General features: G+C 65.4%; 25 protein-coding genes. 12 read left to right on the plus strand and 13 right to left on the minus strand.

What is annotated here, in order from left to right:
* Positions 1 to 90: 90 nt before the first annotated feature.
* The 5 genes from Q0D31_RS11630 to Q0D31_RS11650 all read right to left on the minus strand — a co-directional run bounded on the left by Q0D31_RS11630 (position 91) and on the right by Q0D31_RS11650 (position 7,432).
* On the minus strand, positions 91 to 459 hold the full coding sequence (locus tag Q0D31_RS11630) for a DUF2946 family protein (protein WP_291850230.1): 369 nt from the start codon (positions 457 to 459) through the stop codon (positions 91 to 93).
* Between the two features lie 153 nt (positions 460 to 612).
* Entirely contained in the window at positions 613 to 2,676 is a 2,064-nt protein-coding gene (locus Q0D31_RS11635; RefSeq protein WP_291850233.1) for a hypothetical protein, read from the minus strand.
* A 3-nt stretch (positions 2,677 to 2,679) separates the two neighbouring features.
* Positions 2,680 to 5,490 carry a DUF4159 domain-containing protein gene (locus Q0D31_RS11640; RefSeq protein ID WP_291850660.1) on the minus strand — a complete coding sequence of 937 codons (2,811 nt, stop codon included), beginning with the start codon at positions 5,488 to 5,490 and terminating at the stop codon, positions 2,680 to 2,682.
* A complete protein-coding gene (locus Q0D31_RS11645) occupies positions 5,490 to 6,434 on the minus strand; it encodes a DUF58 domain-containing protein (protein WP_291850237.1) in 945 nt (314 codons plus the stop codon). The genes Q0D31_RS11640 and Q0D31_RS11645 overlap by 1 nt, the downstream gene beginning before the upstream one ends.
* The gene (locus Q0D31_RS11650) at positions 6,434 to 7,432 is read right to left on the minus strand and encodes a MoxR family ATPase (protein WP_291850241.1); all 999 of its coding nucleotides are present in this window, start codon (positions 7,430 to 7,432) and stop codon (positions 6,434 to 6,436) included. The genes Q0D31_RS11645 and Q0D31_RS11650 overlap by 1 nt, the downstream gene beginning before the upstream one ends.
* Positions 7,433 to 7,706: 274 nt before the next feature.
* Between Q0D31_RS11650 and Q0D31_RS11655 the strand changes: the two genes are divergently transcribed.
* The 4 genes from Q0D31_RS11655 to Q0D31_RS11670 are packed head-to-tail and all read left to right on the plus strand — an operon-like array spanning position 7,707 to position 10,517.
* Positions 7,707 to 8,318 carry a DUF1285 domain-containing protein gene (locus tag Q0D31_RS11655; protein WP_291850243.1) on the plus strand — a complete coding sequence of 204 codons (612 nt, stop codon included), beginning with the start codon at positions 7,707 to 7,709 and terminating at the stop codon, positions 8,316 to 8,318.
* Entirely contained in the window at positions 8,315 to 8,989 is a 675-nt protein-coding gene (locus tag Q0D31_RS11660; protein ID WP_291850245.1) for a CoA pyrophosphatase, read from the plus strand. Before Q0D31_RS11655 ends, Q0D31_RS11660 begins: the two co-directional genes overlap by 4 nt.
* Positions 8,986 to 9,264: a DUF6111 family protein gene (locus tag Q0D31_RS11665; RefSeq protein ID WP_291850248.1), complete on the plus strand. Its 279-nt coding sequence runs from the start codon at positions 8,986 to 8,988 to the stop codon at positions 9,262 to 9,264. Before Q0D31_RS11660 ends, Q0D31_RS11665 begins: the two co-directional genes overlap by 4 nt.
* A complete protein-coding gene (locus Q0D31_RS11670) occupies positions 9,261 to 10,517 on the plus strand; it encodes a CCA tRNA nucleotidyltransferase (RefSeq protein WP_291850251.1) in 1,257 nt (418 codons plus the stop codon). The genes Q0D31_RS11665 and Q0D31_RS11670 overlap by 4 nt, the downstream gene beginning before the upstream one ends.
* A 27-nt stretch (positions 10,518 to 10,544) precedes the next feature.
* On the opposite strand, the gene Q0D31_RS11675 is transcribed toward Q0D31_RS11670, so the two are convergent.
* From Q0D31_RS11675 to Q0D31_RS11700, 6 genes are all read right to left on the minus strand, one after another.
* Positions 10,545 to 11,276 (minus strand): HAD family hydrolase, encoded by a 732-nt coding sequence (locus Q0D31_RS11675; protein WP_291850253.1) that lies wholly within the window; start codon positions 11,274 to 11,276, stop codon positions 10,545 to 10,547.
* Between the two features lie 154 nt (positions 11,277 to 11,430).
* Entirely contained in the window at positions 11,431 to 11,676 is a 246-nt protein-coding gene (locus Q0D31_RS11680) for a DUF2158 domain-containing protein (protein ID WP_291850661.1), read from the minus strand.
* 60 nt (positions 11,677 to 11,736) lie between these two features.
* Positions 11,737 to 12,624, minus strand: a complete 888-nt coding sequence (gene hemF / locus Q0D31_RS11685; protein ID WP_291850256.1) for an oxygen-dependent coproporphyrinogen oxidase — start codon at positions 12,622 to 12,624, stop codon at positions 11,737 to 11,739.
* 111 nt (positions 12,625 to 12,735) lie between these two features.
* A complete protein-coding gene (locus tag Q0D31_RS11690; RefSeq protein ID WP_291850260.1) occupies positions 12,736 to 13,101 on the minus strand; it encodes a 6-carboxytetrahydropterin synthase in 366 nt (121 codons plus the stop codon).
* Between the two features lie 17 nt (positions 13,102 to 13,118).
* Positions 13,119 to 13,751 (minus strand): 7-carboxy-7-deazaguanine synthase, encoded by a 633-nt coding sequence (queE, locus tag Q0D31_RS11695; RefSeq protein WP_291850263.1) that lies wholly within the window; start codon positions 13,749 to 13,751, stop codon positions 13,119 to 13,121.
* Positions 13,748 to 14,233, minus strand: coding sequence for a tRNA (cytidine(34)-2'-O)-methyltransferase (locus tag Q0D31_RS11700; RefSeq protein ID WP_291850266.1), 486 nt, complete (start codon positions 14,231 to 14,233; stop codon positions 13,748 to 13,750). The genes queE and Q0D31_RS11700 overlap by 4 nt, the downstream gene beginning before the upstream one ends.
* A gap of 279 nt (positions 14,234 to 14,512) precedes the next feature.
* Between Q0D31_RS11700 and petA the strand changes: the two genes are divergently transcribed.
* The 6 genes from petA (at position 14,513) to Q0D31_RS11730 (ending at position 19,613) form a co-directional block, all read left to right on the plus strand.
* Positions 14,513 to 15,043, plus strand: coding sequence for a ubiquinol-cytochrome c reductase iron-sulfur subunit (petA, locus tag Q0D31_RS11705; protein ID WP_291850269.1), 531 nt, complete (start codon positions 14,513 to 14,515; stop codon positions 15,041 to 15,043).
* A gap of 66 nt (positions 15,044 to 15,109) precedes the next feature.
* Complete coding sequence (locus Q0D31_RS11710; RefSeq protein WP_291850272.1) at positions 15,110 to 17,182, plus strand: cytochrome c1; 2,073 nt, start codon at positions 15,110 to 15,112, stop codon at positions 17,180 to 17,182.
* 216 nt (positions 17,183 to 17,398) lie between these two features.
* Positions 17,399 to 18,073 (plus strand): dienelactone hydrolase family protein, encoded by a 675-nt coding sequence (locus Q0D31_RS11715; RefSeq protein WP_291850275.1) that lies wholly within the window; start codon positions 17,399 to 17,401, stop codon positions 18,071 to 18,073.
* Positions 18,074 to 18,112: 39 nt separating this feature from the next.
* Complete coding sequence (locus Q0D31_RS11720; protein WP_291850279.1) at positions 18,113 to 19,027, plus strand: NAD-dependent epimerase/dehydratase family protein; 915 nt, start codon at positions 18,113 to 18,115, stop codon at positions 19,025 to 19,027.
* A gap of 62 nt (positions 19,028 to 19,089) precedes the next feature.
* Positions 19,090 to 19,317, plus strand: coding sequence for a hypothetical protein (locus Q0D31_RS11725; RefSeq protein ID WP_291850282.1), 228 nt, complete (start codon positions 19,090 to 19,092; stop codon positions 19,315 to 19,317).
* On the plus strand, positions 19,314 to 19,613 hold the full coding sequence (locus Q0D31_RS11730; protein ID WP_291850285.1) for a type II toxin-antitoxin system RelE/ParE family toxin: 300 nt from the start codon (positions 19,314 to 19,316) through the stop codon (positions 19,611 to 19,613). Before Q0D31_RS11725 ends, Q0D31_RS11730 begins: the two co-directional genes overlap by 4 nt.
* Here the strand turns inward: Q0D31_RS11730 and Q0D31_RS11735 are convergent.
* Entirely contained in the window at positions 19,610 to 20,803 is a 1,194-nt protein-coding gene (locus Q0D31_RS11735; protein ID WP_366518514.1) for a VOC family protein, read from the minus strand. The two genes, Q0D31_RS11730 and Q0D31_RS11735, sit on opposite strands and share 4 nt — an antisense overlap.
* Positions 20,804 to 20,944: 141 nt before the next feature.
* On the opposite strand from Q0D31_RS11735, the gene Q0D31_RS11740 reads away from it, so the two are divergent.
* Positions 20,945 to 23,122 carry an anthranilate synthase component I gene (locus Q0D31_RS11740; protein WP_291850291.1) on the plus strand — a complete coding sequence of 726 codons (2,178 nt, stop codon included), beginning with the start codon at positions 20,945 to 20,947 and terminating at the stop codon, positions 23,120 to 23,122.
* Between the two features lie 103 nt (positions 23,123 to 23,225).
* On the plus strand, positions 23,226 to 23,765 hold the full coding sequence (locus Q0D31_RS11745; RefSeq protein WP_291850296.1) for an adenine phosphoribosyltransferase: 540 nt from the start codon (positions 23,226 to 23,228) through the stop codon (positions 23,763 to 23,765).
* Between the two features lie 23 nt (positions 23,766 to 23,788).
* On the opposite strand, the gene Q0D31_RS11750 is transcribed toward Q0D31_RS11745, so the two are convergent.
* Entirely contained in the window at positions 23,789 to 24,457 is a 669-nt protein-coding gene (locus Q0D31_RS11750; RefSeq protein ID WP_291850299.1) for a hypothetical protein, read from the minus strand.
* Positions 24,458 to 24,507: the final 50 nt, after the last annotated feature.

Here is a 24,507-nt window from a genome sequence, read left to right on the forward strand (position 1 = left end):
CTGCCGCCGAGATCCGGCGGACCGATTTCTCGCGGTGAACCAGCCGCGCGTGACGCGGCGGATTCCCTCGGGGATGTCAATCAATCGATGTCAGGAGGCGGGCGGCGCGCGGGACCGGAACGCGTGATGGCGCGGGCCGAGATGCGCGAACTCGGCTTTGGCGGTTAGGTACCGAGGCTCGACCGTCTCCGGCAACTCCAGCAATGGCGACGTGGCGAACACGAAACTGTCGGTCGAGGAGATAATGGCGCAGATTGCGCAGGCTGCGCGCTGGTCCGGATCGTGATGGGAAGGCTGCGGCTGTTGGGCGGTTTCGCTGGCCGCCTCAACCTGGGCGTGGCTCGCGACGTCGGCGGGGGCGGCCCCGTGAAAATGCCCGAACGACAGCGCGATCTGGATCGCGAGTGCAAACAGCGCCAGCCGCGAGCCGTGCTTGAGGTGTTTGCGGAACCAGTTCATGCAGCGTTACGCCATCCCGGGCGGCAGGGTGCCGTATCGCCCGATGTTATATTATAACATCGGAAGGTCGAAGCGATGTCAACCTGCGGCCGGCCGGCTTGAGATGGCCACCGGCCCTTGTGTTATTGCGGCAACGGGTCCCTTAAGTCGCGCCTAACGCCCCTCGCGCAACCATGTTGCTGCGAATGCGCCGAGCAACAGCAACAATCCGACCAGGCCGGCGAACATCGGCAGTACGCCGACGCCCTTGACGACGCTGGCGTCGCGCATTTTCACGCCCATCCAGCCGTCACCATGGAAAATGCCGGAAGCGCGCACCGGCACCACGCGCGGGAGTTCAATTCCGTCGCCGTCGGCCAGGCGTCGGGCGTCGCCGCCGGTGGCCTGCGCCAGCGGCTTCAGCATCGCGGTCGTGGAGGTGACTTCGGAGAATTCCTTCGGATTGGTCGGCCCAACATTGATGAGGGCCTTCAGGGTTCCATCGCTTGCCTGCCAGAGGCCGAGCTCGCTGGCAGGAAGGGCCGAGCGCCAGGTTCCGGGCTCGCTGGCCGTCAGCGTGAGCTCCTTCGTGGCGCCGCTTGGCGACGTCACCGTCACCGGCGGGACGTTGTCGGCCATGGTCTGGCGCAGCACCACGAGATCCTTGCCCTGGATTTGCAGGCGTAACGCTTCTTCGTCCAGTTCAGGCTGTTTCATCAGCCAGTGCGAGGTTCGCCGCAGCAGGTCAAGATGCGGTCCGCCGCCTTCAAAGCCGCGCGCCCACAGCCAGATGTGATCGGACAACAATAGCGCGACGCGGCCTTCGCCGAAGCGCGACAGCAGCAGCAGCGGCTTGCCGTCGGCGCCGGTCATCACCGGCGGGGTGATGGCGTTGCGGGTGTCGATGGTGCGGAAGAACCGGCTCCATCGCGGCGGCTCGCTGGCGGAGCCCTCAAGACCGCGCGTGACCGGGTGGCGCTTGCCGACGTCACTCAAATGCGCATGGAAGGGTTTCTCGGTAACGCCCACAGGTTCGGCCGGCAGCACGGAATCCAGCGGCGTGCGCCAGATGCTGGTGGTGGACGCGTAATCCGGCCCGGCCGAAACCAGTACCGCGCCGCCGGAGCGGACATAGCGCGCGATGTTGTCGAAATAGGAGATCGGAAGCACGCCCTGGCGAGCGTAGCGGTCGAAGATGATCAGATGGAATTCGTTGATCTTCTGCTGGAACAACTCCCGGGTCGGAAACGCGATCAGCGACAATTCGTTGATCGGCGTGCCATCCTGCTTCTCCGGCGGCCGCAGAATCGTGAAATGCACGAGGTCGACGCTGGCGTCGGACTTCAACAGATTGCGCCAGGTGCGCTCGCCGGAATGCGGCTCGCCTGATACCAGCAGCACGCGCAACTTGTCGCGGACGCCGTCGATCGCGACCACCGCGCGGTTGTTGACCAGCGTCAGTTCATTCTCGAGCGGCGAAGCCTCGATCTCGATGATGTTCGGGCCGGCGTGCTTGATGTCGATCTCGGCGTTTGCAGTCTGGCCGCTCTGCATCATGCGCTCGGAAACCACCTCGCCATCACGGCGCACCACGATCCTGGCGCGCTGGCCGCTGACGCCCTGATCGTCCAGCCGGTAGGTGATGGTCTGGGTCTGTCCGACGATACCGAACCGCGGCGCGGCCGAGATCGCGATCCGGCGGTCGCGCTCGTCCTTGCGTCCGGTGATGAGGGCATGCACGGGGGCCTGGAAGCCGAGGGCGGCGACGTTGGCGGGAATGTCATGCACGCGGCCATCGCTGATCAGGAATGCGCCGGCGACCCGCTCCACCGGGACGTCCGCCAGCGTCGAGGCCAGCGCGCCGAACAGCCGGGTGCCGTCAGTCTCGCCATCGGCCTGACCGGCCTCGACGATTCGGACTTCCAGTCCCTTGATCTTCCTCAGCGCATCGACCAGCGCTTCCTGCGCCTTCGCGGTCTCCTGGGTCCGCGCGCCGAAATTCTGGCTCGGGCTCCGGTCGATCACGACAGCCGCGACCGAGGACAACGGCTCGCGGTCTTCGCGGGTGAAGGAGGGATTGGCGAGCGCCAGCAGGACCAGCGCCAGCGCCGCCACCCGCACCGCGGCGCCGCGCGCGCGCGCGAGAAGCAGCAGCGCCGATATCGCCACGATCGCGGCGAGCGCGATCCACAGCACGAGCGCGGGAACCAGCGGCGTGAATGCGATGCCGTATTGCATGAGCTATTGCCCCAACCGTTCGATCAGGGCAGGGGCGTGAACCTGGTCGGCCTTGTAGTTGCCGGTCAGCGTGTACATCACGATGTTGACGCCGGAGCGGAAGGCGAATTCGCGCTGCCGCGGCTCGCCGGGCGTGAGCGGCAGCATCGGCTGGCCGTCCGGGCGGATCGCCCAGGCGCCGGCGAGATCGTTCGAGGTGATGATGATCGGAGAGACGCCGTCGCCGCCGCGCGCCGGCCGCGACGCCGTTTCGTCGTCATCCTCGCGCGGCAAGGTCTCGACCCAGGTCTGGCCCGAGATGAAGCGGCCGGGAAAATCGCGCAGCAGGTAGAACGTCTTGGTCAACACGTGCTCGCGCGGCACCGGCTCGAGCTCGGGCACGTCGAGCGAGGATAGGATTTCACGCAAGGTGCGCATGCCCGGCGTCTGCGCAGCGCCGTTCTCGCCCGGCGGCGCCTCGATGGCGTCGCGGGTGTCGAAAACGACCGTGCCGCCCTGCTTCATGTAGGTTTCGATGCGGTTGATGGCGTCCTGCGGCGGCTTCGGCGCGCCCGGCACCACCGGCCAGTAGATCAGCGGAAAGAACGCCAGCTCGTCGCGCGCGGGATCGACACCGACGGGGTCGCCGGCCTCCAGCGCGGTGCGCTGGGCGAGGAACAGGGTGAGCCCGGCCATGCCGGCCTTGACGATGGAATCGACGTCGGCATTGCCGGTCACGACATAGGCCAACCGGGTCTGCGAGACCGCCCTGACGGCAGTCTCGTCGATACCTTGAGCGCTGGCCGGCGACGGCGCGATCGATGTCGCGGACAGGATCGCCAGCATCACCGCCGCGGCCGCCGCGCGCCGGCGCCGCCACAGCGCGGCAAGGCCCGCGCCCAGCATCGCGACCACGACCGCGTCGATCAGGAACAGCGCCAGCGACGACGACAACAGGATGCCTCTGAGGTCGCGCGGTTCGGCATTGGTGTAACCGGCGCGCTGGGCGCGCAGGGAAGATGTGTCGAGCGCGGCGATGCGATCGGCCGATGCCAGCGTGTTGACCGCGATCGGGCCCTCGGCAGAGCCGTAGAAACCCGGCGGATGATCCGCAGTGGCGCGATCGCGGTAGTCCGCCGGCATCGGCTTTGCGGCCGCGGGTGGCGGACCGAACGCGCCGAAGCCGTCGAGCGTGCGCAGCGGCGCCACGGTCTCGACATTCGTCACTTCGCTGGCGACGCCCGCGCCCGGCTTGGCGGTGTAGCCGGACATGTCGACCAATCGCCGCAGCATCTCGACGAAGCCGCCGGACATCGGCAGGTCCGACCAGCGCGAGTCCGCGCCGACATGGAACAGGCTGAGCACGCCCTTGCCGCGCCGCTCGCCGGTCACCAGCGGCGTGCCGTCTTCCAGCGACGCCCAGCTCCTGGTCGCAAGAAGGGTGTTGGGCTCCGCCAGAACCTGCCGGTTGACGGTGATGTCCCTGGGCACAGCAAGCCCCGCGAACGGCCCATCGGCGGCAAAGGAAGCCAGATGCTGCGGCTTTTCCCAGGTCAGGCTGCCGCCGAGGCTGCGGCCGCCACGACGCAGCTTCACCGGCACCAGATCGTCATCGGCCTGCGCCAGCCGGGGGCCTGCGAAGCGCACCAGCACGCCGCCCTGATCGATCCACGCGTTGAGCCGCTCGCGCATTTCCGGCGAGAGCGTGCCGACGTCGGCCAGCACGATCATCGGCAACCGCTGATCAAGAAATTGCGCGATCACCTGTTGCGGTGCGCCCCGGTCGCCGAGCCGCACATCGGCGAACGGCGACAACGCCCGCGTGAGGTAGAAGGTCGATGCCAGAAGCGGCTGCGCGGTATCGCTGGTCGCGCCGGTGACGATGCCGACCGCGCGCCGCCGCCATCGCTTGTCCAGCAATTGCACCGCGCCCGCCGATCGCTCGCCCAGTATTTCCAGCCGCGCGATGTCGTTGCGCAGCTCGACCGGCAGACTGAACGCCGCCTCCGCCTCGCGGCCCTGCATGGCAAAGCCGTAACGCGCCTCGCCAATCGGCGAGCCCTTGGCGTCGACGGCGCGAACCACGCCGGCGGCGACGCCGCTGCCGGTACGCAGCACCTTCACCGTCATCTTCGCCGCGGCATTTTCCGCGGCCACCAACGCCAGCGCGGCGGGCGCGCCGCCCTCGAACACCGTCAGCTTGCGCTCACCCATGGTCTTGCCGAGGCCCTCGACGAACTCGACGCCGCGGCCGGTATCGACGCCGTCCGATAGCCAGGCGATTTCGGCGTCGCCGGTCGCCTTCAGGAAACGGTCGATGGCGCCAAGCGTGTCGACGCGGTCGATCGAATACGGCTTCGGCGCGATCTGACGCAGGGCGACGCGGGCGGCCCCGGCCGGCGCCAGGGTTATGTCACGCGCCGGCTCGGACAGCGCAACAAGCGCGACGCCGCGGCGATCGTTGTCGGCATTGGCGATCAGTTCGTCGGCGGTCCTGATCCTGGTCTCCCAGCTTGCCGCCGCGCTCCAGCCGTCGTCGAGCAGGATCACCAGCGGCGCGTTCCCGCCGCCGACGCCGGTCTGCGGATTCCAGATCGGACCCGCGGCGGCGAGAATGACCAGCGCCGCGGCGGCGAGGCGCAACGCCGTCAGCCACCACGGCGTGCGTGACGGCGTTTCCTCTTTCGGTCTGATGTCGAACAACAGCCGGGTAGGCGGAAACTCGATCCGCCGCGGCCGCGGCGGCATCACCCGCAGCAGCCACCACAGCACCGGCAGGCTCAACAGGCCGAGCAACAGCAGCGGTTGGGCAAAGGTGAGAGGCAGGCCCGCGATCATGCGCTTCGCCCCACCTTGACGGTTGCGCCGCGCGCGCTTCCCTTGCTCACCATCATGCCCGAATGCAGGAACAGCAGCAGCTCGGCGGCGGAGCGGCTGGTGGTGTGGGTCGAGAACAGCCAATCAAGCTTGTTGGTTTCGGCGCGGATTTCGTCGCGATGGGTCGCGACGCGCGCGACATAGTCGCTGGCCCAGCTCTCGGCGCGGCCGGCCGTGACGGCGCCGCCGCCCTCGGGCTCGACGAATTCAACCCGCCCGGAATAGGGAAAGGTCTCTTCCGCGGGATCGACCACCTGGATCAGCGTGCCATGCGCGCCGGAAGCCGACAGGCCCGCCAGCATGCTCCGGATTTCGTCCATCGGCGACCAGAAATCGGACAGCACGACGATCTCGGCCAGCGCCGACGGCACAAAGGAGGGCGGCAGGCTGGCGCGCGCGGCATCGTCATGCAGCATCGCCTGCGCCATCTTGTCGATCACGGTGCGGCTCGCGGTCGGGTTAAGCAGGCCGGGAATGCCGACGCGCTCGCCGCCGGCGACCAGCAATTCGGCCAGCGCGAAGGCAACGATCAGACCGCGCTCCAGCTTGCTGTCGCGCGCGGCTTTCGAGGCGAACGCCATCGACGGCGAGCGGTCCGGCCAAAGCCACACCGTATGCGCGGCCTCCCATTCCTGCTCGCGGACATAGAGATGATCGTCGCGCGCCGACCGGCGCCAGTCGACGTTCTGCGCCGGCTCGCCGGAAACGAAGCGGCGGTACTGCCAGAAGCTTTCGCCGGCGCCGGCGCGGCGCCGGCCATGCAGGCCGTGGATGACATTGGCGGCGATGCGGCGGGCTTCAAGCACGAGACGGGGGAGCGATGCGGCGAGCGTTCGGCTCTCGCCATCGGCGCGTCGGATTGCAACGATCTCCCGGGCTTCGTGTCCAGTCTCTGCGGCCATCAACCGATCCGCGTCTTCAATTGCCGGATCACGTCGGGAATGGTGCGGCCTTCCGCGCGCGCTGAGAATGTCAGCGCCATGCGGTGCTTCAGCACCGGTTCGGCCAGATCGAGCACGTCGTCGATCGAGGGCGCGAGGCGGCCGTCGAGCAGCGCGCGGGCGCGGACCGCCAGCATCAGCGACTGGCTGGCGCGCGGGCCCGGTCCCCACGCGATCAGCTTGTCGCCGCCTTCGGCATTGGGACGGGCTGCGCGTACCAGTGACAGGATCGCCTCAACCACGCTGTCGCCGACCGGAAGGCGCCGCACCAGTCGCTGCGCCGTGATCAGGATCTCCGCGTTCATCGAAGCCTTGGCGAGCGTCTGCTCCGCGCCGGTGGTTTCGAACAGGATGCGCCGCTCGGCGTCGCGGTCGGGGTAATCGACGTCGATCTCCATCAGGAAGCGGTCAAGCTGGGCTTCCGGGAGCGGATAGGTGCCTTCCTGCTCCAGCGGGTTCTGGGTGGCGAGCACGTGGAACGGTTTGGGCAGGTCATGGCGGGCGCCGGCGACGGTGATGTGCTGTTCCTGCATGGCCTGCAACAGCGCCGACTGGGTGCGCGGGCTGGCGCGGTTGATTTCGTCGGCCATCAGCAGCTGGGCGAACACCGGCCCGGCGATGAAGCGGAACGATCGCTTGCCGGAATTGCTCTCGTCGAGCACTTCGGCGCCCAGAATATCGGACGGCATCAGGTCGGGTGTGAACTGGATGCGCTTGGCATCAAGCCCGAGCGTGATGCCGAGCGTTTCCACCAGCTTGGTCTTGGCGAGACCGGGCACCCCGATCAGCAGCGCGTGGCCGCCGGACAGGATCGTTACCAAGGTGTTCTCGATCACCCGGTCCTGGCCAAAGATGACGGTCGAAATCGCCTCTTTAGCGGTGCGAATCTGATCGGCGACCTGTTCGGCCGAACGGACGATCGCGTCCTCGAGTTTCTCGACACCGTCAGCGTTAGCCATGTCCGTCTCCTTGACCGCTCCATGACCGCGCCGATTGCGTCGTCATGCCACCAACCTCATGCTAAACTTGCACAAAGGCCATGTATTTGTTGAATTAAACTATCCCCACATTATCGGCATTTCGGGGTATCAAAGGCATCACGTTGTAGCGACCTTGATCAAGATTAGTACGGACGCCAGGCGTTAGATATCGATCAGAACACTTGAACCGAACATTTGAACCTGAACACGTGCACCAATCGTGCCAGATCAACAGTCAGACTCCGGGCAAACAATGGCGAAGCAAGGGCAATCCGGCGCTCAGGGCCTCGAAGGACTAACGGTCGCGGCACGCGAGGCCGCCAACGCCGCCCCGGCCGGCAAAGGGCTGCCACCGGTGCACCTGTGGAACCCGCCATTCTGCGGCGATCTCGACATGCGAATCGCCAGTGATGGTACCTGGTTCTATCTGGGCACCCCGATCGGGCGGCCGGCGCTGGTGCGCCTGTTCTCGACCATTCTGAAGCGCGAGGGCGGCAAGCACTTTCTCGTGACCCCGGTCGAGAAAGTCGGCATTCGCGTCGACGATGCGCCGTTCCTGGCGGTGGAGATGCTGACCGAGGCCGGCGAGGGAGGCCGGTTGCTGCGCTTTCGCACCAATGTCGACGACTGGGTGCCATGCGATTCCTCACATCGCCTGCGGTTCGAGATGGCGGCCGACGGCGGGTTGACCCCTTATCTGCATGTTCGCGCCGATCTGTGGGCCAAGGTGACCCGCGCGCTCTATTACGATCTGGTTGACATGGGGGAGGAGCGGGTGGTCGATGGACAGACCATGTTCGGGATCGAGTCCGGCGGCGAATTCTTCGCCATGGCGGATGCCAGGCAGGTGAGGGACGCGGTTTGAACGAGCCGATGCTGAGGAAGATGGAAGCGGCTCCGATCGACTCGGCGGAATTCTTCGCGCGGAGCCAGGCGCGGCTGAGTTTCGAGGTGCCGCCCGGCCTGATCGATCCCAATATCGTTCCCAGGACCGGCGACGAGGGTAATGACCGGATGCTGGAGATCATCGCGCGCGAGCAGCCGGTGCGACCGGCGGCGGTTTTGATTGCGGTGGTCGACCATCGCGAGCCGACCGTCCTGCTGACACAGCGCGCGCCGCATCTGGCGAGCCACGCCGGCCAGATCTCGTTTCCAGGCGGCAAGATCGACGCGACCGACGCCTCGCCGCTCGACGCCGCCTTGCGCGAGGCGGAGGAGGAGGTCGGCCTGACGCGCGACTTCATCGAGCCGATCGGCTATCTCGATCTCTATGGAACTGCGCTCGGCTTTCGCATCCTGCCGACGGTCGCGCGGGTCAAGCCCGGCTTCAAGCTGGCCATCAACGAGGGCGAGGTGGATGACGCCTTCGAGGTGCCGCTGGCGTTTCTGATGAATCCTGAAAATCACCAGATCCACTCCAGGGAGTTTCGCGGCATCGAGCGTTCCTATTATGCGATGCCGTTCGCCGAGCGCTACATCTGGGGCGCGACCGCAGGCATCCTGCGCGTATTGTATGAGCGGATCTATCTCGCATGATACGTCCGGTCCTGACCGAGATCGCAATTTTCCTGATCCCGTTCGCAGCCTATGCGCTGTTTTTAATTGTAACCCGCGCCGGATTGCTCGCGTCCTCGTCCTGGCCCTGGCATCTGGTCGCCAAACTGACGCTGGGGTCGCTGCTGCTGGTCGTGGTCAGCTTCGTCATCCTCGCTCATTTCTCCGGCGCGCCGCCGAATTCGACCTATGTTCCCGCCCGTCTCGAGAACGGCAGGCTGGTTCCCGGAACCGAAATCCCCGGAGCAGGAAAATGACCGGGACCCGGGTGCTGTCGGACGCGCCCTGGCTCCGGTCAGGCCCGGCCGCGCGCGTCCTTGCCCTGCTCAATGGCGAAGGCGAGGAAGCCCGCGTGATCGGCGGCGCGGTGCGCAATGCGCTTCTGGAAATTCCGGTCGCCGATATCGACATCGCGACCACCGCGCTGCCCGACGAGGTCGTCCGCCGCGCCAGGGCGGCGGGCATCAAATGCGTGCCGACCGGCATCGACCACGGCACCGTGACCCTGGTGATCGACGCCCAGCCGTTCGAGGTCACGACCCTGCGCGAGGATACCGAGACCTATGGCCGCAAGGCCAAGGTTGTGTTCGGCCGGGACTGGGTTCGCGACGCGGAACGGCGCGACTTCACCATCAACGGGCTTTCCGTCGATGCCGCAGGCGTCGTGCATGACCACGTCGGCGGGCTTGCCGATGTCGCCGCCAAGCGGGTGCGGTTCATCGGCGACGCCGGCCAGCGCATCGCCGAGGATTATCTGCGTATCCTGCGCTTTTTCCGCATGCATGCCGCCTATGGGACGGGCGAACCCGATCGCACCGGATACCTCGCCTGCATCGCCGGCCGCGCAGGTTTGGCCGGGCTTTCCGCCGAACGGGTGCGGATGGAGATGTTGAAGCTGCTGGTCGCGGAGGGGGCAGGGGGCGCGGCGCAGGCGATGGCGGATGCCGGCCTGCTGCTGGCGATCTTCGGCGGCGTCACCTACACCGGCGCGTTCGCCTCGATGATCGCGGCGGAGCGCGTGCTGGGACTTGCGCCGAACCCGGTGCGGCGGCTGGCCGCGCTGGCGGTTGCCGTCACGGAAGACGCCAAGCGCGTTGCGTCGCGGCTTCGTCTCTCCAACGCGGAAGCCAGGGCGCTCGACTCCATGGGTCATCGCTGGTGGCGCTTCGTCGGCAAGGACGAGGCGCGGGCGCGGCGGCTGCTCTACCGGATCGGCGAGGACCCCTATCGCGACCGGCTGATGCTGGCGTGGGCGCGTGCCGGCGCAGGCAGCGACCCGGGGCACTGGCGCGAGCTTGCGATCTTGCCACAGCGCTGGAGCACCCCGAAATTTCCGCTCAAGGCGGCGGATTTCATCGCGCGCGGCATTGCCGAAGGCCCCGCGCTCGGCCATGTGCTCACGCTTGCGGAAGACGCCTGGCTCGCGGCGGATTTTCCACTGGATCAATCCACGCTCGACGCCATCGCCGATCGGGCTGCCGCCCGGCTCGCCCGCGACCACCGGCTGTGAGTATCCCCGCTGGCTGGACAGGCCATTTCATCCGTTCGCGGGCGGCAGCAGTTCCATCAGCGATCGGATGATGCGATCCGGCTTCACGGGGGAGCCCGCCGGCAGGCCCTCGCCATGCACGTCGATCCAGATCGCGTAGATGCCAAGCCGCTGCGGCGCCTCGACCTCCCATTCCAGATTGTCACCGACCATCCAGGTCTCGGGAGCGGTAACGCCGAGCGCCTGCATGGCGTGCAGATAGGCGCGCTCTTCCGGCTTGCCAAAACCATGCTCGCCCTCGATCTGGATGTGGTCGAACCGATGCGACAGCGCAAAGCGCTCGACCTTGGCGCGCTGGGCGGCGCCGGCGCCGTTGGTCACCAACGCCAGTTTCACCCCGCGCGCCTTCAATTCGTCGATGGCGTCATGCGCGCCGGGGAAAACGAACATCTCTTCCTCGCGGTAGGCGGTGAAGCGGTCGGCGAGCCTGTCCGCCAGATCCACCGCCAGGACATGGCCGTCGGCTGCGAGCGCGGCAAATCCGTCCCTGACCACCACGCGTCGCGCCTCGTTCAGCTTGAGCCGCCATTCGGCCTCCGCGACCGCCCAGAACTGCCGCGCGGAATCCAGCACCGCGGTGGCGACCTGTTTGGACGTCAAGGGCCCAAACTCGCCGGAAAATTCGCTCGCGACATGGTGCCAGGCGATCTCGGGGCGGCCATAGGCCGACAGGATCGTGTCGTCCATGTCGATCAGCATGGCGCGGGGCAGCTCAGTCATGCGTGACGGCCATTTCGCTTCCAGCGGTATCGACCACGGCAAGCTGCGGCCGGTTTGCCGCGAATACCAGATACCTCGCACGGCGTCCAATTCGGGGAAACGACGCCGCCAGGCCAGGGAAGCCGGGCGACGTCAGGGTTCCCACTAGTTTCCCTCAAGCAACCTTGCTGTTCTCGGCCTCTTCTTCGTCGTCATCGGCTTCCTCTTCGTCGTCTTCTTCGTCGTCATCGGACGTATCGGTTTCGGCAAGCTCAAGCACGGCAAGCGGCAGCGTTTCGCGAAAGAGATCGCCTTCGTTGCCCATCCATACGCACGCAGCATTACCGCCGTTGACCTCCACCACGCTAAGCGGATGGCCGCCGGACTTCAGAATTACGACATCGCCGGGCTTCAAATCCATGATCTGCTCCTTGGATAACATGACACGACCAGCATCATAGCGATCAGTCATGACAGGAGATCATGGCCACTTTACCTCCGGCGGCATCGACGACAGGATCGAATCGACGTTGCCGCCGGTTTTCAGTCCGAAGATGGTGCCGCGGTCATAGAGCAGGTTGAACTCCACATAGCGCCCGCGCCGGATCAACTGTTCCTCGCGATCCGCCGCATCCCAGGCGAGGCCGAAATTGCGCCTGACCAGTTCAGGATAGATTTTCAGGAAGGCGCGGCCGACATCCCGGGTGAAGGCGAGATCGGCGTCCCAGTCACCGGAGTCGTGCCAGTCGTAGAAGATCCCGCCGATGCCGCGCGCCTCCTTGCGGTGCGGCAGGTAGAAATACTCGTCACACCACTTCCTGTACTTGTCGTAGTCGGCCACGCCGTTCGATCCGTCGCAGGCCTCCTTCATCGCCCGATGGAAGGCGAGCGTGTCGGGGTCGTCCTGGGCGCGGCGCCGGTCGAGCACCGGCGTCAGGTCGGCGCCGCCGCCGAACCAGGCCTTGGTGGTGACCACGAAGCGGGTGTTCATGTGAACGGCAGGCACGTGCGGATTGTGCATGTGGGCGATCAGCGAAATCCCCGACGCCCAGAATCGCGGGTCGTCCGCGGCGCCCGGAATCTGGGCGCGAAATTCCGGCGCGAATTCGCCATGCACGGTGGAGCAGTGCACGCCGACCTTCTCGAACAGCCTGCCGCGCATCATCGACATCACGCCGCCGCCGCCCGGCTTGCCGGTGTGGTCGGTGCGGGTCCAGGGCGTGCGCGCAAAGCGTCCGGCCTCGCCCGGATAGAGCGAGGCCGGTGCATCGTCTTCCAGCCGCTCGAACGCCGCGCAGATGTCGTCACGCAGCGCCTCGAACCAGCTCCGCGCCCGCGTCTTGCGATCCTCGATCTGCGATAGGTCCATGGTCAATCCGTCTCCTTTCGTCATTGCGAGCGCAGCGAAGCAATCCATCGTGCCGCGAAAAGAATGGATTGCTCCGTCGCTTCGCCCCTCGCAATGACGGAAATACTGGTCCTAGCCCTGTGGCCCGAAATAAGAGCAGCTCTCGTTGCAGCTGTCGCGGTGAACGCTGACGCGGCTGATCGCGCAGGAGTGCTGCAGCCGTTCGAAGATGTAGCGCGAAAGGTTTTCCAGCGTCGGCGCCCCCAGCGCCTCGACCTTGTTCAGGAGCTTGTGGTCGAGGGTCCGGCGGACTTCTTCCATGCCGAGCTCCAGCACGCCGAGGTCGAGCACCATGCCGGTTGAGGGATCGGGCACGCCACGCACGCTCACCTCGGCGCGGAACGAGTGGCCGTGAATTTCCTCGCTGGCCGCGCCGAAGGTGGTACCCTTGAGGGCGTGCGCAGCTTCAAAGCGAAACGATTTGGTCAGTTCCCACATCTTGAAAATCCTGGATCCTATCTGATGCCGAGCGTCTTGTGCGTCTGCAGGCTGAGCCGCCACTGCGGATGGCGCAGGCAATAGTCGACCGCGCGCGCCGTGTTCTCGATCAGGTCAGGGCCGTCCAGCGGTTGCAGCGAGAAACGCTCGAAATCGAGGCCTGCGAAATCCTCCGGCGCCGCGCCCGGCTGCGGATAGACCAGCTTCAACTCGTGGCCGCGGCGCACCACGAGGCCGGCGCCGGCTTTGGGGCTGACACAGACCCAGTCCATGCCATCAGGAGGAACGATCGTGCCGTTGGTCTCGATGCCGATCAGGAAGCCGCGCGCGTGCAGCGCATCGATGAAGGGGGTATCCACCTGCAGCAACGGCTCGCCGCCGGTCAGCACGACATAGCGGTTGGCGGCGTCGCCGGTCCATTGCCCGGCGATGATTTCGGCGAGTTCGTCCGGACCGGCATAGCGGCCGCCGAATGTACCGTCGGTGCCGACAAAATCGGTGTCGCAAAACCGACAGGTGGCGGTGCCGCGGTCCTGTTCGCGGCCGCTCCAGAGATTGCAGCCGGAAAAACGGCAGAAAACCGCCGCGCGGCCGGCATGCGCGCCTTCACCCTGCAAGGTCAGAAATATCTCCTTGACCGCGTAACTCACAATCTCTCCTCGGACCGTATCTCGCCCTCAACCGTGGAGCCGGTCTGCCGCAGCGCCTCGCCCAATGCCATGGCGGCCGCTATGGCCACATTGAGCGAGCGCAAGCCCGGCCTGATCGGGATCGCCAGCCGCGCATCGGCGCTGCAAGCGACCTCGTCGGTAACCCCCGCTGACTCCCGCCCGAACAGCAGGACATCGTCCCTTCCGTAGCGGAAATCCAGATAGGAGTCGGCGCCCCTGGTCGTAAACAGCACCAGCCGGAAACCCGCCTCGTTACGCCATTGCTCGAATTTTGACCATGAGTCATGGCGGGTAATGGCGACGTGGTCGAGATAGTCCATTCCCGCCCGGCGGAAATGCCGATCGGAAGTCGGAAACCCGGCCGGCTCGATAATGTGGGCCGCCACGTCCAGGCATGCGCACAGGCGCAGAATCGTTCCGGTGTTCTGGGGGATGTCGGGTTGGAAGAGCGCAATCTGCATGGTGTGGCGGCTTTTGGAAGTGCTGATGAATGTCCGAATAATTCGAGGCCTGGCGCGGATTTAGTGCATTGCACGTTTGCGAGCCGATAGCGGGCTTGCGCTATTACGGCAAGGGTGCCAATAGAACGATTCTGGACTGCTTGTTCCGCCGGATTGGGGAAGGAAGAGCGGTTTTTTTGCCGCCGCGGGGGCCGCGGGCGCCGGCAGCCTCTTGCGGTTGCGCCTCCAGCGTGTCCGGAGACGGTAGCGCCGGCTGCAGATGAGAAAGGGCTTGGAATCGTGACGACAGCGTCTTCGGCGGGCCATCCGACACGCCGTGATTTCCTTTATGTCGCAACCGGAGCCGTCGCTGCCGTTGGCGCCGCCGCCACGGTGTGGCCGCTGGTTTCCCAGATGAACCCGGATGCCTCGACGGTCGCGGCAGGCGCGCCGATCGAGGTCGACCTGACCCCGATCGCCGAAGGACAGGACATCAAGGTGTTCTGGCGCGGCAAGCCGATCTTCGTCAGCCACCGGACCAAGAAGCAGATCGACGAGGCCCGCAAGGTGTCGATCGCGAGCCTGCCCGATCCGCAAACCGATGAGGCGCGGGTCAAGGCAGGGCATGAACAGTGGCTGGTGGTGATCGGCATCTGCACCCATCTCGGCTGCATCCCGATCGCCCATGAGGGCCAGTACGACGGCTTTTTCTGCCCCTGCCACGGCTCTCAATACGACACCTCGGGCCGCATTCGCTCAGGCCCCGCGCCCACCAACCTCCCGGTGCCGCCCTACCAGTTCGTTTCCGATACCAAAATCCAGATCGGCTAAAGGCCCGGGCGTCAGCCCGAGGCCCCTTTGCCCGTCGCGTCGTCTACCTTCCTCAGGATCGCATCAATGAGCGGACCATCCGATTTCCAGCCGACCAACCCCGCCTTGAAGTGGATCGAGCGGCGCCTCCCGATCATGGGACTGATGCATTCCTCGTTCGTGGCGTACCCGACGCCGCGCAACCTGAATTACTGGTGGACCTTCGGCGCCATCCTTTCGATGATGTTGGCCGTGCAGATCATCACCGGCGTTATTCTGGCGATGCATTACACGCCGCATGCCGATCTTGCCTTCAAGTCGGTCGAACTCATCGTCCGTGACGTCAACTACGGCTGGCTGCTGCGCAACATTCACGCCTCCGGCGCCTCGATGTTCTTTCTTGCCGTCTACATCCACATGTTCCGCGGCCTCTATTACGGGTCGTACAAGGAACCGCGTGAAGTGCTCTGGATCCTCGGCGTCATCATCTACCTCTTGATGATGGCGACCGGCTTCATGGGTTACGTGCTGCCGTGGGGCCAGATGAGCTTCTGGGGCGCCACCGTCATCACTAACCTGTTCTCGGCCGTGCCGTATTTCGGCGAGAGCATCGTGACGCTGCTGTGGGGCGGCTACTCCGTTGGCAATCCGACGCTGAACCGCTTTTTCTCGCTGCATTACCTGTTGCCGTTCGTGATCGCCGGCGTGGTGGTGCTGCATGTCTGGGCGCTGCATGTCGCGGGCCAGAACAATCCGGCCGGCGTCGAGCCGAAGACCGCCAAGGACACGGTGCCGTTCACGCCCTACGCGACCATGAAGGACATGTTCGGCGTCTCCTGCTTCCTGCTGCTGTTTTCGTGGTTCATCTTCTACATGCCGAATTATCTCGGCGAGGCCGACAACTACATCCCCGCCAATCCCGGCGTGACGCCGCCGCATATCGTGCCGGAATGGTATTACCTGCCGTTCTACGCGATCCTGCGCAGCATTCCGAACAAGCTGGCCGGCGTCATCGCCATGTTCGGCGCGATCCTGATCCTGGCGTTCCTGCCCTGGCTCGATACCGCCCGGACCAGATCGTCGAAATATCGCCCGCTGGCCAAGCAGTTCTTCTGGATCTTCGTGATCGTCTGCATCCTGCTCGGCTGGCTCGGCGCCAAGCCCGCCGAAGGCGTCTACGTGATCGCCGGACGCGTGCTGACCTTCTGCTACTTCGCCTACTTCCTCATCGTGCTGCCGCTATTGAGCCGGATCGAGAAGCCGCGTCCGGTTCCCAATTCGATCGCCGACGACGTGCTGGCAAAGTCAGGCGGCAAGGCCGCGCCGATGGTATCGAGCCTGATCGCCCTCCTGTTCGCCGGCGGCCTGTTGCTGGGCAGTGCCTCCGACGCCCGCGCCGCGGGCGATGCGCCTGCGCCTCCGGCGCAGAAGTGGTCGTTCGCCGGGCCCACGGGCAAGTTCGATCGCGGCGCGCTGCAGCGCGGCCTGAAGGTCTACAAGGAAGTCTGCGCATCCTGCCACAGCCTGTCCTTTGTCGCGTTCCGCAACCTCGCGGAAGCCGGCGGTCCCGGTTATTCGATGGCGCAGGCCGCCGCCTTCGCCTCCGAATACAAGGTCAAGGACGGCCCGAACGATCAGGGCGAGATGTTCGAGCGGCCGGGCCGGCCCGCCGATTATTTCCCGTCGCCGTTCCCGAACGAGCAGGCGGCGCGCGTTGCCAATGGCGGCGCCTATCCGCCCGACTTGTCGCTGATCAACAAGGCGCGCTCCTACAAGCGCGGCTTCCCCCTTTTCGTGGTCGACCTCTTTACCCAGTATCAGGAACAGGGCCCGGACTACGTCGCCGCGCTGCTGGAGGGCTATGAGGACAAACCGCCGGCCGGTTTCAAGCTGCCGGAAGGGTCCTACTACAACAAGTATTTCCCGGGTCACGCCATCAAGATGCCGAAGCCGCTCAACGACGGCCAGGTCGCCTATGACGACGGGGCGCCGACGACCGTCGCGCAATACTCCAAGGACGTCACCACGTTCCTGATGTGGACCGCGGAACCGCACATGGAGGCGCGCAAGCAGCTCGGCTTTCAGGTGTTCGTGTTTCTGATCATCCTCACCGTGCTGCTGTACTTCACCAAGAAGAAGGTCTGGGCCAACGCCCACTGAGCCTCTTTTCATTGCGAATTCGGAAAAGCCCCTGCGGGGGCTTTTTTTGTTGGGCTCGTCATTCCGGGACGGTGCGTGAGCACCAGACCCGGAATCTCGAGATTCCGGGTTCGATGCTTCGCATCGCCCCGGAATGACGGTGTGCGGGGTTGCGCCGCATTTCTACTGCGGACAAAATAGCCGCTAGGTTGGCCAGAAATCGTTGCGGAGGAACCCATGGGTACCAGCATCACCTTCAAGCGCCCGGACGGCAAGGAGGCCGGCGGCTATCTCGCCAACGCGGCGCGCGGCAATGCGCCGGGCGTGGTTGTCATCCAGGAATGGTGGGGACTATCCGACCAGATCAAGGGCCTGAGCGACCGATTCGCGCTCGCCGGCTTCGATGCGCTGGCGCCGGATCTCTACAAGGGCAAGGTGGTGCCGTATCACGACACCGACGCCGCCGGCCGGGAGATGAACTCGCTGGATTTCATCGACGCCACCACGCAGACCGTGCGCGGCGCAGCGCAGTACCTTGCCAGGAACGGCGCTAGGGTCGGGCTGACCGGCTTCTGCCTCGGTGGCGCGGTGACGATCATCGGCGCCGCCAGGATTCAGGAACTGGCGGCGGGCGTGGTGTTCTACGGTATCCCGCCGGAGCAAGCCGCAAAGCCTGCAGATGTGAAGATTCCGCTGCAGGCCCATTTCGCCAACAAGGATGATTGGTGCACGCCGCAGGTGGTCGATGCGTTCGAGAAGGGCATGAAGGCGGCCGGCAAGTCGCTGGAGATTTTCCGCTACGACGCCGAACACGCCTTCGTCAACGAGCAGCGGCAATCGGTTCATGACCGCGCCGCCGCCGAGCTGGCCTGGGGCAGGGCGACGGAGTTTTTCAGGAAGCATCTGGGTTGAGCTGACAGGCGCGTCAGCGAAGCCCTCGCAAGGAGTCTGATGAAAGTCTTCTGCACCGGCGCGTCCGGCTATATCGGCGGATCGGTGGCGGCGCGCCTCGCCGCCGCCGGCCAACAGGTGACGGGCCTGGTTCGCTCCGCCGACAAAGCCGAGGCGGTCCGCGCCCGGGGCGTCCAGCCCTTGTTGGGGACGCTCGACGACGCCGGGATACTGTCGCAAGCGGCGCGGGCCGCTGACATTATCGTCAACGCCGCCAGCGCCGATCACAGGGGCGCGGTCGATAGCCTGCTCGGCGCGCTTGAAGGAAGCGGCAAGACATTCATCCACACCTCGGGATCGAGCGTTGTCGGCACGCGCGCCAGGGGCCGGCATTCCGACGCGGTTTTCGACGAGGACACGCCGTTCACGCCATCGCCGGCGCGGGTGGCGCGGGTCGCGCTGAACGAATTCATTCTCTCATACCGCGACAAGGGTTGCCGGCCGGTCATCATCTGCCCGAGCCTGATCTACGGCCGGGGCCCTGGCTTTGGGCCTGACAGCGTGCAGATTCCGTTGCTGATCAGCCTTGCCAAAAAGCGCGGCAACGCGGCGCATGCCGGACCCGGCGCGAACGTCTGGTCCAATGTGCATATCGACGATCTCGTGACGCTCTACGCGCTGGCGATCGAGAAGGCGCCGGCCGGCGCCTTCTATTTCGCCGAGAATGGCGAGAACTCGATGCGGGAGGCGTGCGAAGCCATCAACCGCATGCTCGGTTTTTCGGGGCCACCGGCGGCGATGCCGATGGCGGAAGCCGTTGCCGAATGGGGCGAGGGCACCGCCGAAGAAACGATGGCGTCCAACAGCCGCGTGCGGGCGAAGCGCGCCCGGCGGATGGGCTGGAAGCCGAACGCGGGCGGATTGATCGAGGAGATCGAGCAGGGGTGTTACCGGGAGCAGACGTGCGGGTCCTAGCAATCGCAAATGGGTGGGAGCCGCATCTCGCAGTCCGTCTCGGATTGTTATAAGGTGCTTCAATGACCAAGATTCTCGAAGACGCCATTGCGAAGGTACGCAAGCTCCCCGAAGACCGGCAAGCCTATGTCGCGCAGGTGCTGGAGCAAATTGCCGCTGCCGGCAGTGATCCTTTCACTGTGCCGAAGGAACATCGCGCGGCGGTTCTCGAAGGCCTCGAACAGGTCGAGTCCGGCGAGTTCGTGAACGACGAGGAAATGGCTGCGCTCTGGAAGAAGTGCGGTCTGTGAGGCTGCGTTACACTCCGCGTGCCCGTGCTGATATCGTAGAAATCTACCAATACATCGCGCAACACAGTCCGCGCGCGGCAGTGGCAGTCTCCGCGCAAATTCGGGCCACCGGCCGCCTGCTGGCTGAATATCCCGATCTGGGACGAGAGACGGATATTGCTGGTGTTCGCGTCTTTCCGACGGCGCGCTATCCCTACCTCGTCTACCATAGCGTTCGAGGTGACGACCTCGTAATCGTGCATGTTCGACATGCGAGCCGAGCGGTGCCTGAAGAAATCCAGGACCCGGCCGGCTAGCCAGAACCGCCGCCCCTCACCCCGTCCCACCAGGCGCACGTCCCCGACATCAGCCTGTAATTGCCCTCCATCACCTGCACCGGTGCGCGCAGGCCGGAGGCGGCGGCGCGCAGCCGCATCTGGCGCGCGACTTCGCGGTCCTTGGGCGGCAGCCAGACGCGCTCGTGCCCCCACAGACTCGGGCCGTCATGCATCTCGACCGGTTGCCAGGTTGCGGGATCGATCTCGCGGCCGCCCCAGCCGCACTCGATCATGAACGATGACGGCGTCCTGGCGTAGAACGAGGTCATGAAATCGTTGGTGTGGCGGCCGAGCGTGACGCTGACGCGACCTTCCTCGGTCTGCGCGATGTCGTAGCACTGGCCGACATCGTCGAGCGAAAACATCTCCACCATCAGATGGTGCATGCCGTTGCTGCCGGTCTCGATCAGCGCCAGGCTGTGATGGCGCGCATTGATGTGGAAGAAATAGGCGCGGAACGGCTTCTCGATGAAGTCGGAAAGCCCGAAGCCCAGCACGCCGACATAGAACGCCATGACCGGCTCGATGTTCTCGACCGTCAGCACCGCATGGCCAAGTCCGAGCGGGCCGGTGCGGAAGCACGAGATGGATCGGGCGGGCAGGAACGGCGTGTCGTCGATCTCGGCGCCATGGAACGCCTCCAGCCGGTTGCCGGCGGGGTCGCGAAACGAGATCAGGCTGCGGACCCGCCTGGCGTCGGCCAGGGTTTGCGGCTGGCGCGTCACTTCCACGCCGGCGTTTTCCAACCGGGCCGCCAGCGCATCGAGCGCGGTGGCGTCGGCGACTTCCCAGCCGAAGAATCGCGTTCCGTCGCCCATCGCGCGGTCGATGACAATGCGCTGCTTGCGGTCGTCCATCCGGAACGCCAGCAGCGAATTGCCGCGTTCGACCGCCTGCAGCCCGACAAGGCCGGTCCCGAACTGGCGCCAGTCCTCGAGGGCCGACGATCCGAACCCGGCATATCCCAGACCCAGCAATGCCATCCTGCGCCTCCGCCCCTGGCAAATCCTTGCGCGCCGATGCGCCGCTGCCTGTTCAAATCCTAAGCAGATCTGGCGTCTGCCGACAGCAAAAGATCGGGTCGCCGCCGGGGCCCCTCCCGGCCCAACTCTTGACATCACCGGCGGCGGATGGTGTCTAGGCGCCCATGAACACCGTTGTCCGCCCATCCCGTCTCTGGTGGCGCACCTCTTAAAGAGGTGGCCGGTGCGATTTCATTTTTTCAATCGTCGAAGGTCGCCATCGCAGGGCGGCGGTCGATTCGGTTGTCCTGTGTGGCGCTCCCTCCGCAAGCTTCGTAAGAGGATCACGTGAACAGGACAGCCTTCTCCCTCCCGGCGCATAGCGAATACCGTAGCAGCGGCGGTCTGGCGATCTCGCGAACGGTCGAGCAGTTCACCGGGGATGCCAGGCGGCTCGATGACCTCATTGATTTGCTCGACCGCCGCCGCGGCGTGGTGCTGTCCTCGGGTACCACGGTGCCGGGCCGCTACGAGAGCTTCGACCTCGGCTTTGCCGATCCGCCGCTGGTGCTGGAGACCGCCGGCGTCGACTTTTCGCTGCAGGCCTTGAACGGGCGTGGCGAGGTGCTGGTCGCCTTCCTCGGCGAGGTGCTGCGCGAGCCCTGCGTGGTGATTTCGGAGCGGAGTGCGACGCGGCTGTCCGGCCACATCCTGCGCGGCGCCGCGCCGGTCGAGGAAGACCAGCGCACCCGCCGCGCCAGCGTGATGTCGCTGGTGCGCGATATCGTCGCCGCCCTGTCAGCCCCGGACGATCCGTTGCTCGGGCTGTTCGGCGCGTTCGCCTATGACCTCGTGTTCCAGATCGAGGACCTGGTGCAGAAACGCGCCCGCGAGGCCGATCAGCGCGACATCGTGCTCTATGTGCCGGATCGGCTGCTGGCCTACGACCGCGCCACCGGCCGCGGCGTGGTGCTGAGCTTTGATTTTTCCTGGAAGGGAAAGTCGACCAAGGGCATGCCGCGCGACACGGCCGAAAGCATCTACGCCAAAACGCCGCGTCAGGGTTTTGCCGATCATGCGGCGGGCGAATACCAGGCGACGGTGGAAGTGGCGCGCGCGGCGTTCGCGCGCGGCGATTTGTTCGAGGCGGTGCCGGGCCAGTTGTTCGCCGAGCCGTGCGAACGCTCGCCGGCGGAAGTGTTCCAGCGGCTCTGCCGCATCAACCCGTCGCCCTATGGCGCATTGATGAATCTCGGCGACGGCGAGTTCCTGGTGTCGGCCTCGCCGGAGATGTTCGTGCGCTCCGACGGGCGGCGGGTCGAAACCTGTCCGATCTCCGGCACGATCGCGCGCGGCGTCGATGCGATCGGCGACGCCGAACAGATCCGGCAATTGCTGAATTCGGAGAAGGACGAATTCGAGCTCAACATGTGCACCGACGTCGATCGCAACGACAAGGCGCGCATCTGCGTGCCGGGAACGATCAAGGTGTTGGCGCGACGGCAGATCGAGACCTACTCGAAACTGTTCCATACCGTGGATCATGTCGAGGGCATGCTGCGTCCGGGATTCGATTCGCTCGATGCGTTTCTGACCCATGCCTGGGCGGTGACGGTGACCGGCGCGCCGAAATTATGGGCGATGCAGTTCGTCGAGGACAATGAACGATCGGCGCGGCGCTGGTATGCCGGCGCGATCGGCGCGGTGAACTTCGATGGCAGCATCAATACCGGGCTCACCATCCGCACCATCCGCATGAAGGACGGGCTGGCCGAGGTGCGGGTCGGGGCCACCTGTCTGTTCGATTCAGACCCAGCGGCCGAGGACCGCGAATGCCAGGTCAAGGCGGCGGCATTGTTTCAGGCGTTGCGCGGCGATCCGCCGAAGCCGCTGTCGGCGTTTGCGCCCGACGCCACCGGCTCGGGCAGGAAGGTGCTGCTGATCGATCATGATGACAGCTTCGTGCACATGCTGGCGGATTATTTCCGCCAGGTCGGCGCCAGCGTGACCGTGGTCCGGCACATCCATGCCCAGGACATGCTGAAGCAGAGGAACTGGGATCTCTTGGTGCTGTCGCCGGGTCCGGGACGGCCCGAGGATTTCGGGATTTCGAAAACCATCGGCGCCGCGATCGAACAGAAGCTTCCGATCTTCGGCGTCTGCCTCGGCCTGCAGGCGATAGGGGAGTATTTCGGCGGCCAGCTCGGCCAGCTCGCCCAGCCCGCGCATGGCAGGCCGTCGCGGGTTTTGGTGCGGGGCGGACGGCTGATGCAGAACCTGCCCAACGAGATCGTGATCGGCCGCTACCATTCGCTCTATGTCGAGCGCGATAGCGTTCCCGAAGTGCTGCAGGTCACCGCGACCACCGAGGACGGCGTCGCGATGGCGATCGAACACAAGACCCTGCCGGTCGGCGGCGTGCAGTTTCACCCGGAATCGCTGATGTCGCTCGGCGGCGATGTCGGACTGCGTATCGTCGAGAACGCGTTTCGGTTGAATGCGGGGACAGGTCGAGAAGAATTTTGAGGCATGTCATTCCGGGATGGTGCGCTAGCACCAGACCCGGAATCTCGAGATTCCGGGTTCGATGCTGCGCATCGCCCCGGAATGACATTGGAGAAAGACACCGATGACATTCGATCACGACCTGAAGGCCACCGTCCGCACCATTCCGGATTACCCGAAGCCGGGTATCCTGTTCCGCGACATCACGACCCTGCTGGCGGACGCCCGCGCCTTTCGCCGCGCGGTGGACGAACTGGTGCAGCCCTGGGCGGGACTGAAGATCGACAAGGTCGCCGGGATCGAGGCGAGGGGGTTTATTCTCGGCGGCGCCGTGGCGCACCAGGTTTCCGCCGGCTTCGTGCCGATCCGCAAGAAGGGCAAGCTGCCGCATACCACCGTGAGCATCGCCTATTCGCTGGAATACGGCCTCGATGAAATGGAAATGCATGTCGACGCCATTCAGCCGGGCGAGCGCGTCATCCTGGTCGACGACCTCATCGCCACCGGCGGCACCGCGGAGGGCGCGGTGAAGCTGCTGCGCCAGATCGGCGCCAACGTGGTCGCCGCCTGCTTCATCATCGATCTGCCCGATCTCGGCGGCGCGGACAAGCTGCGCGCAATGGATGTCCCGGTACGCACGCTGATGGCGTTCGAGGGGCACTAGCTCGCTGTTTTCGTGATCGCGGCTTAAGGCCGCTGCGCGATCAGGTCCAGCTCGATCTCTCGAAAGCTGGTATAATTCCTGCGAATCCACTGATGCAGCTCGGTCGAGGAGTCGCGCTCGCCGCGCAGGTAGTCGGTGAACGAAAAGGCCAGCCGGTCGACATAGGTCTTCAGGAACGAAGGCAGCGCCGACAGCCGAACGGTGCGTCCGAGGTCCATCGCGGCCGGCAATTCGCCCCGCACCACATATTCGTTGTCGATGGTGATCAGCACCTCGGGCGGAATCTGCTCCTGCAGCGCCAGGAAACTGCGCGCCGAGACCCGGTCGGTATCGGCGATGAACAGGATGATCGGTGTGACGCCGCGGCGGGCGGCTTCCTTCAGAAAACCGATCTGCTCGATCATCTTGAAAAACTCGTCAAAGGCGTGGAAACCAAGGTCAACCACCTTGGCGACGCCGTCATGGGCGATCAGGCGGTCCATCAGCTGCATCTTGCCGTGGGTGTCGATGACGTCGGCCGTCTCGGTGATGTCAGGCAGAAATTCGAGCAGGGACGGCTCTTTCAGATTGATGTCGAAAGCGGCGACCGCGCCGTCCTTCAACAGCAGGAATTCGCTCAACAACCGCGCGAGCAGTGTCTTGCCGACCATCGGTCGGGGCGAGCAGATGATGTAGACGGGCGTAAGGCTCATCAGGCGCTATATCAGGCGAATTTTTAGCCTAATCCAGCCCCATCGTGACC

The organism is Bradyrhizobium sp. (assembly GCF_022844465.1).
Classification (GTDB): Bacteria; Pseudomonadota; Alphaproteobacteria; order Rhizobiales; family Xanthobacteraceae; genus Bradyrhizobium.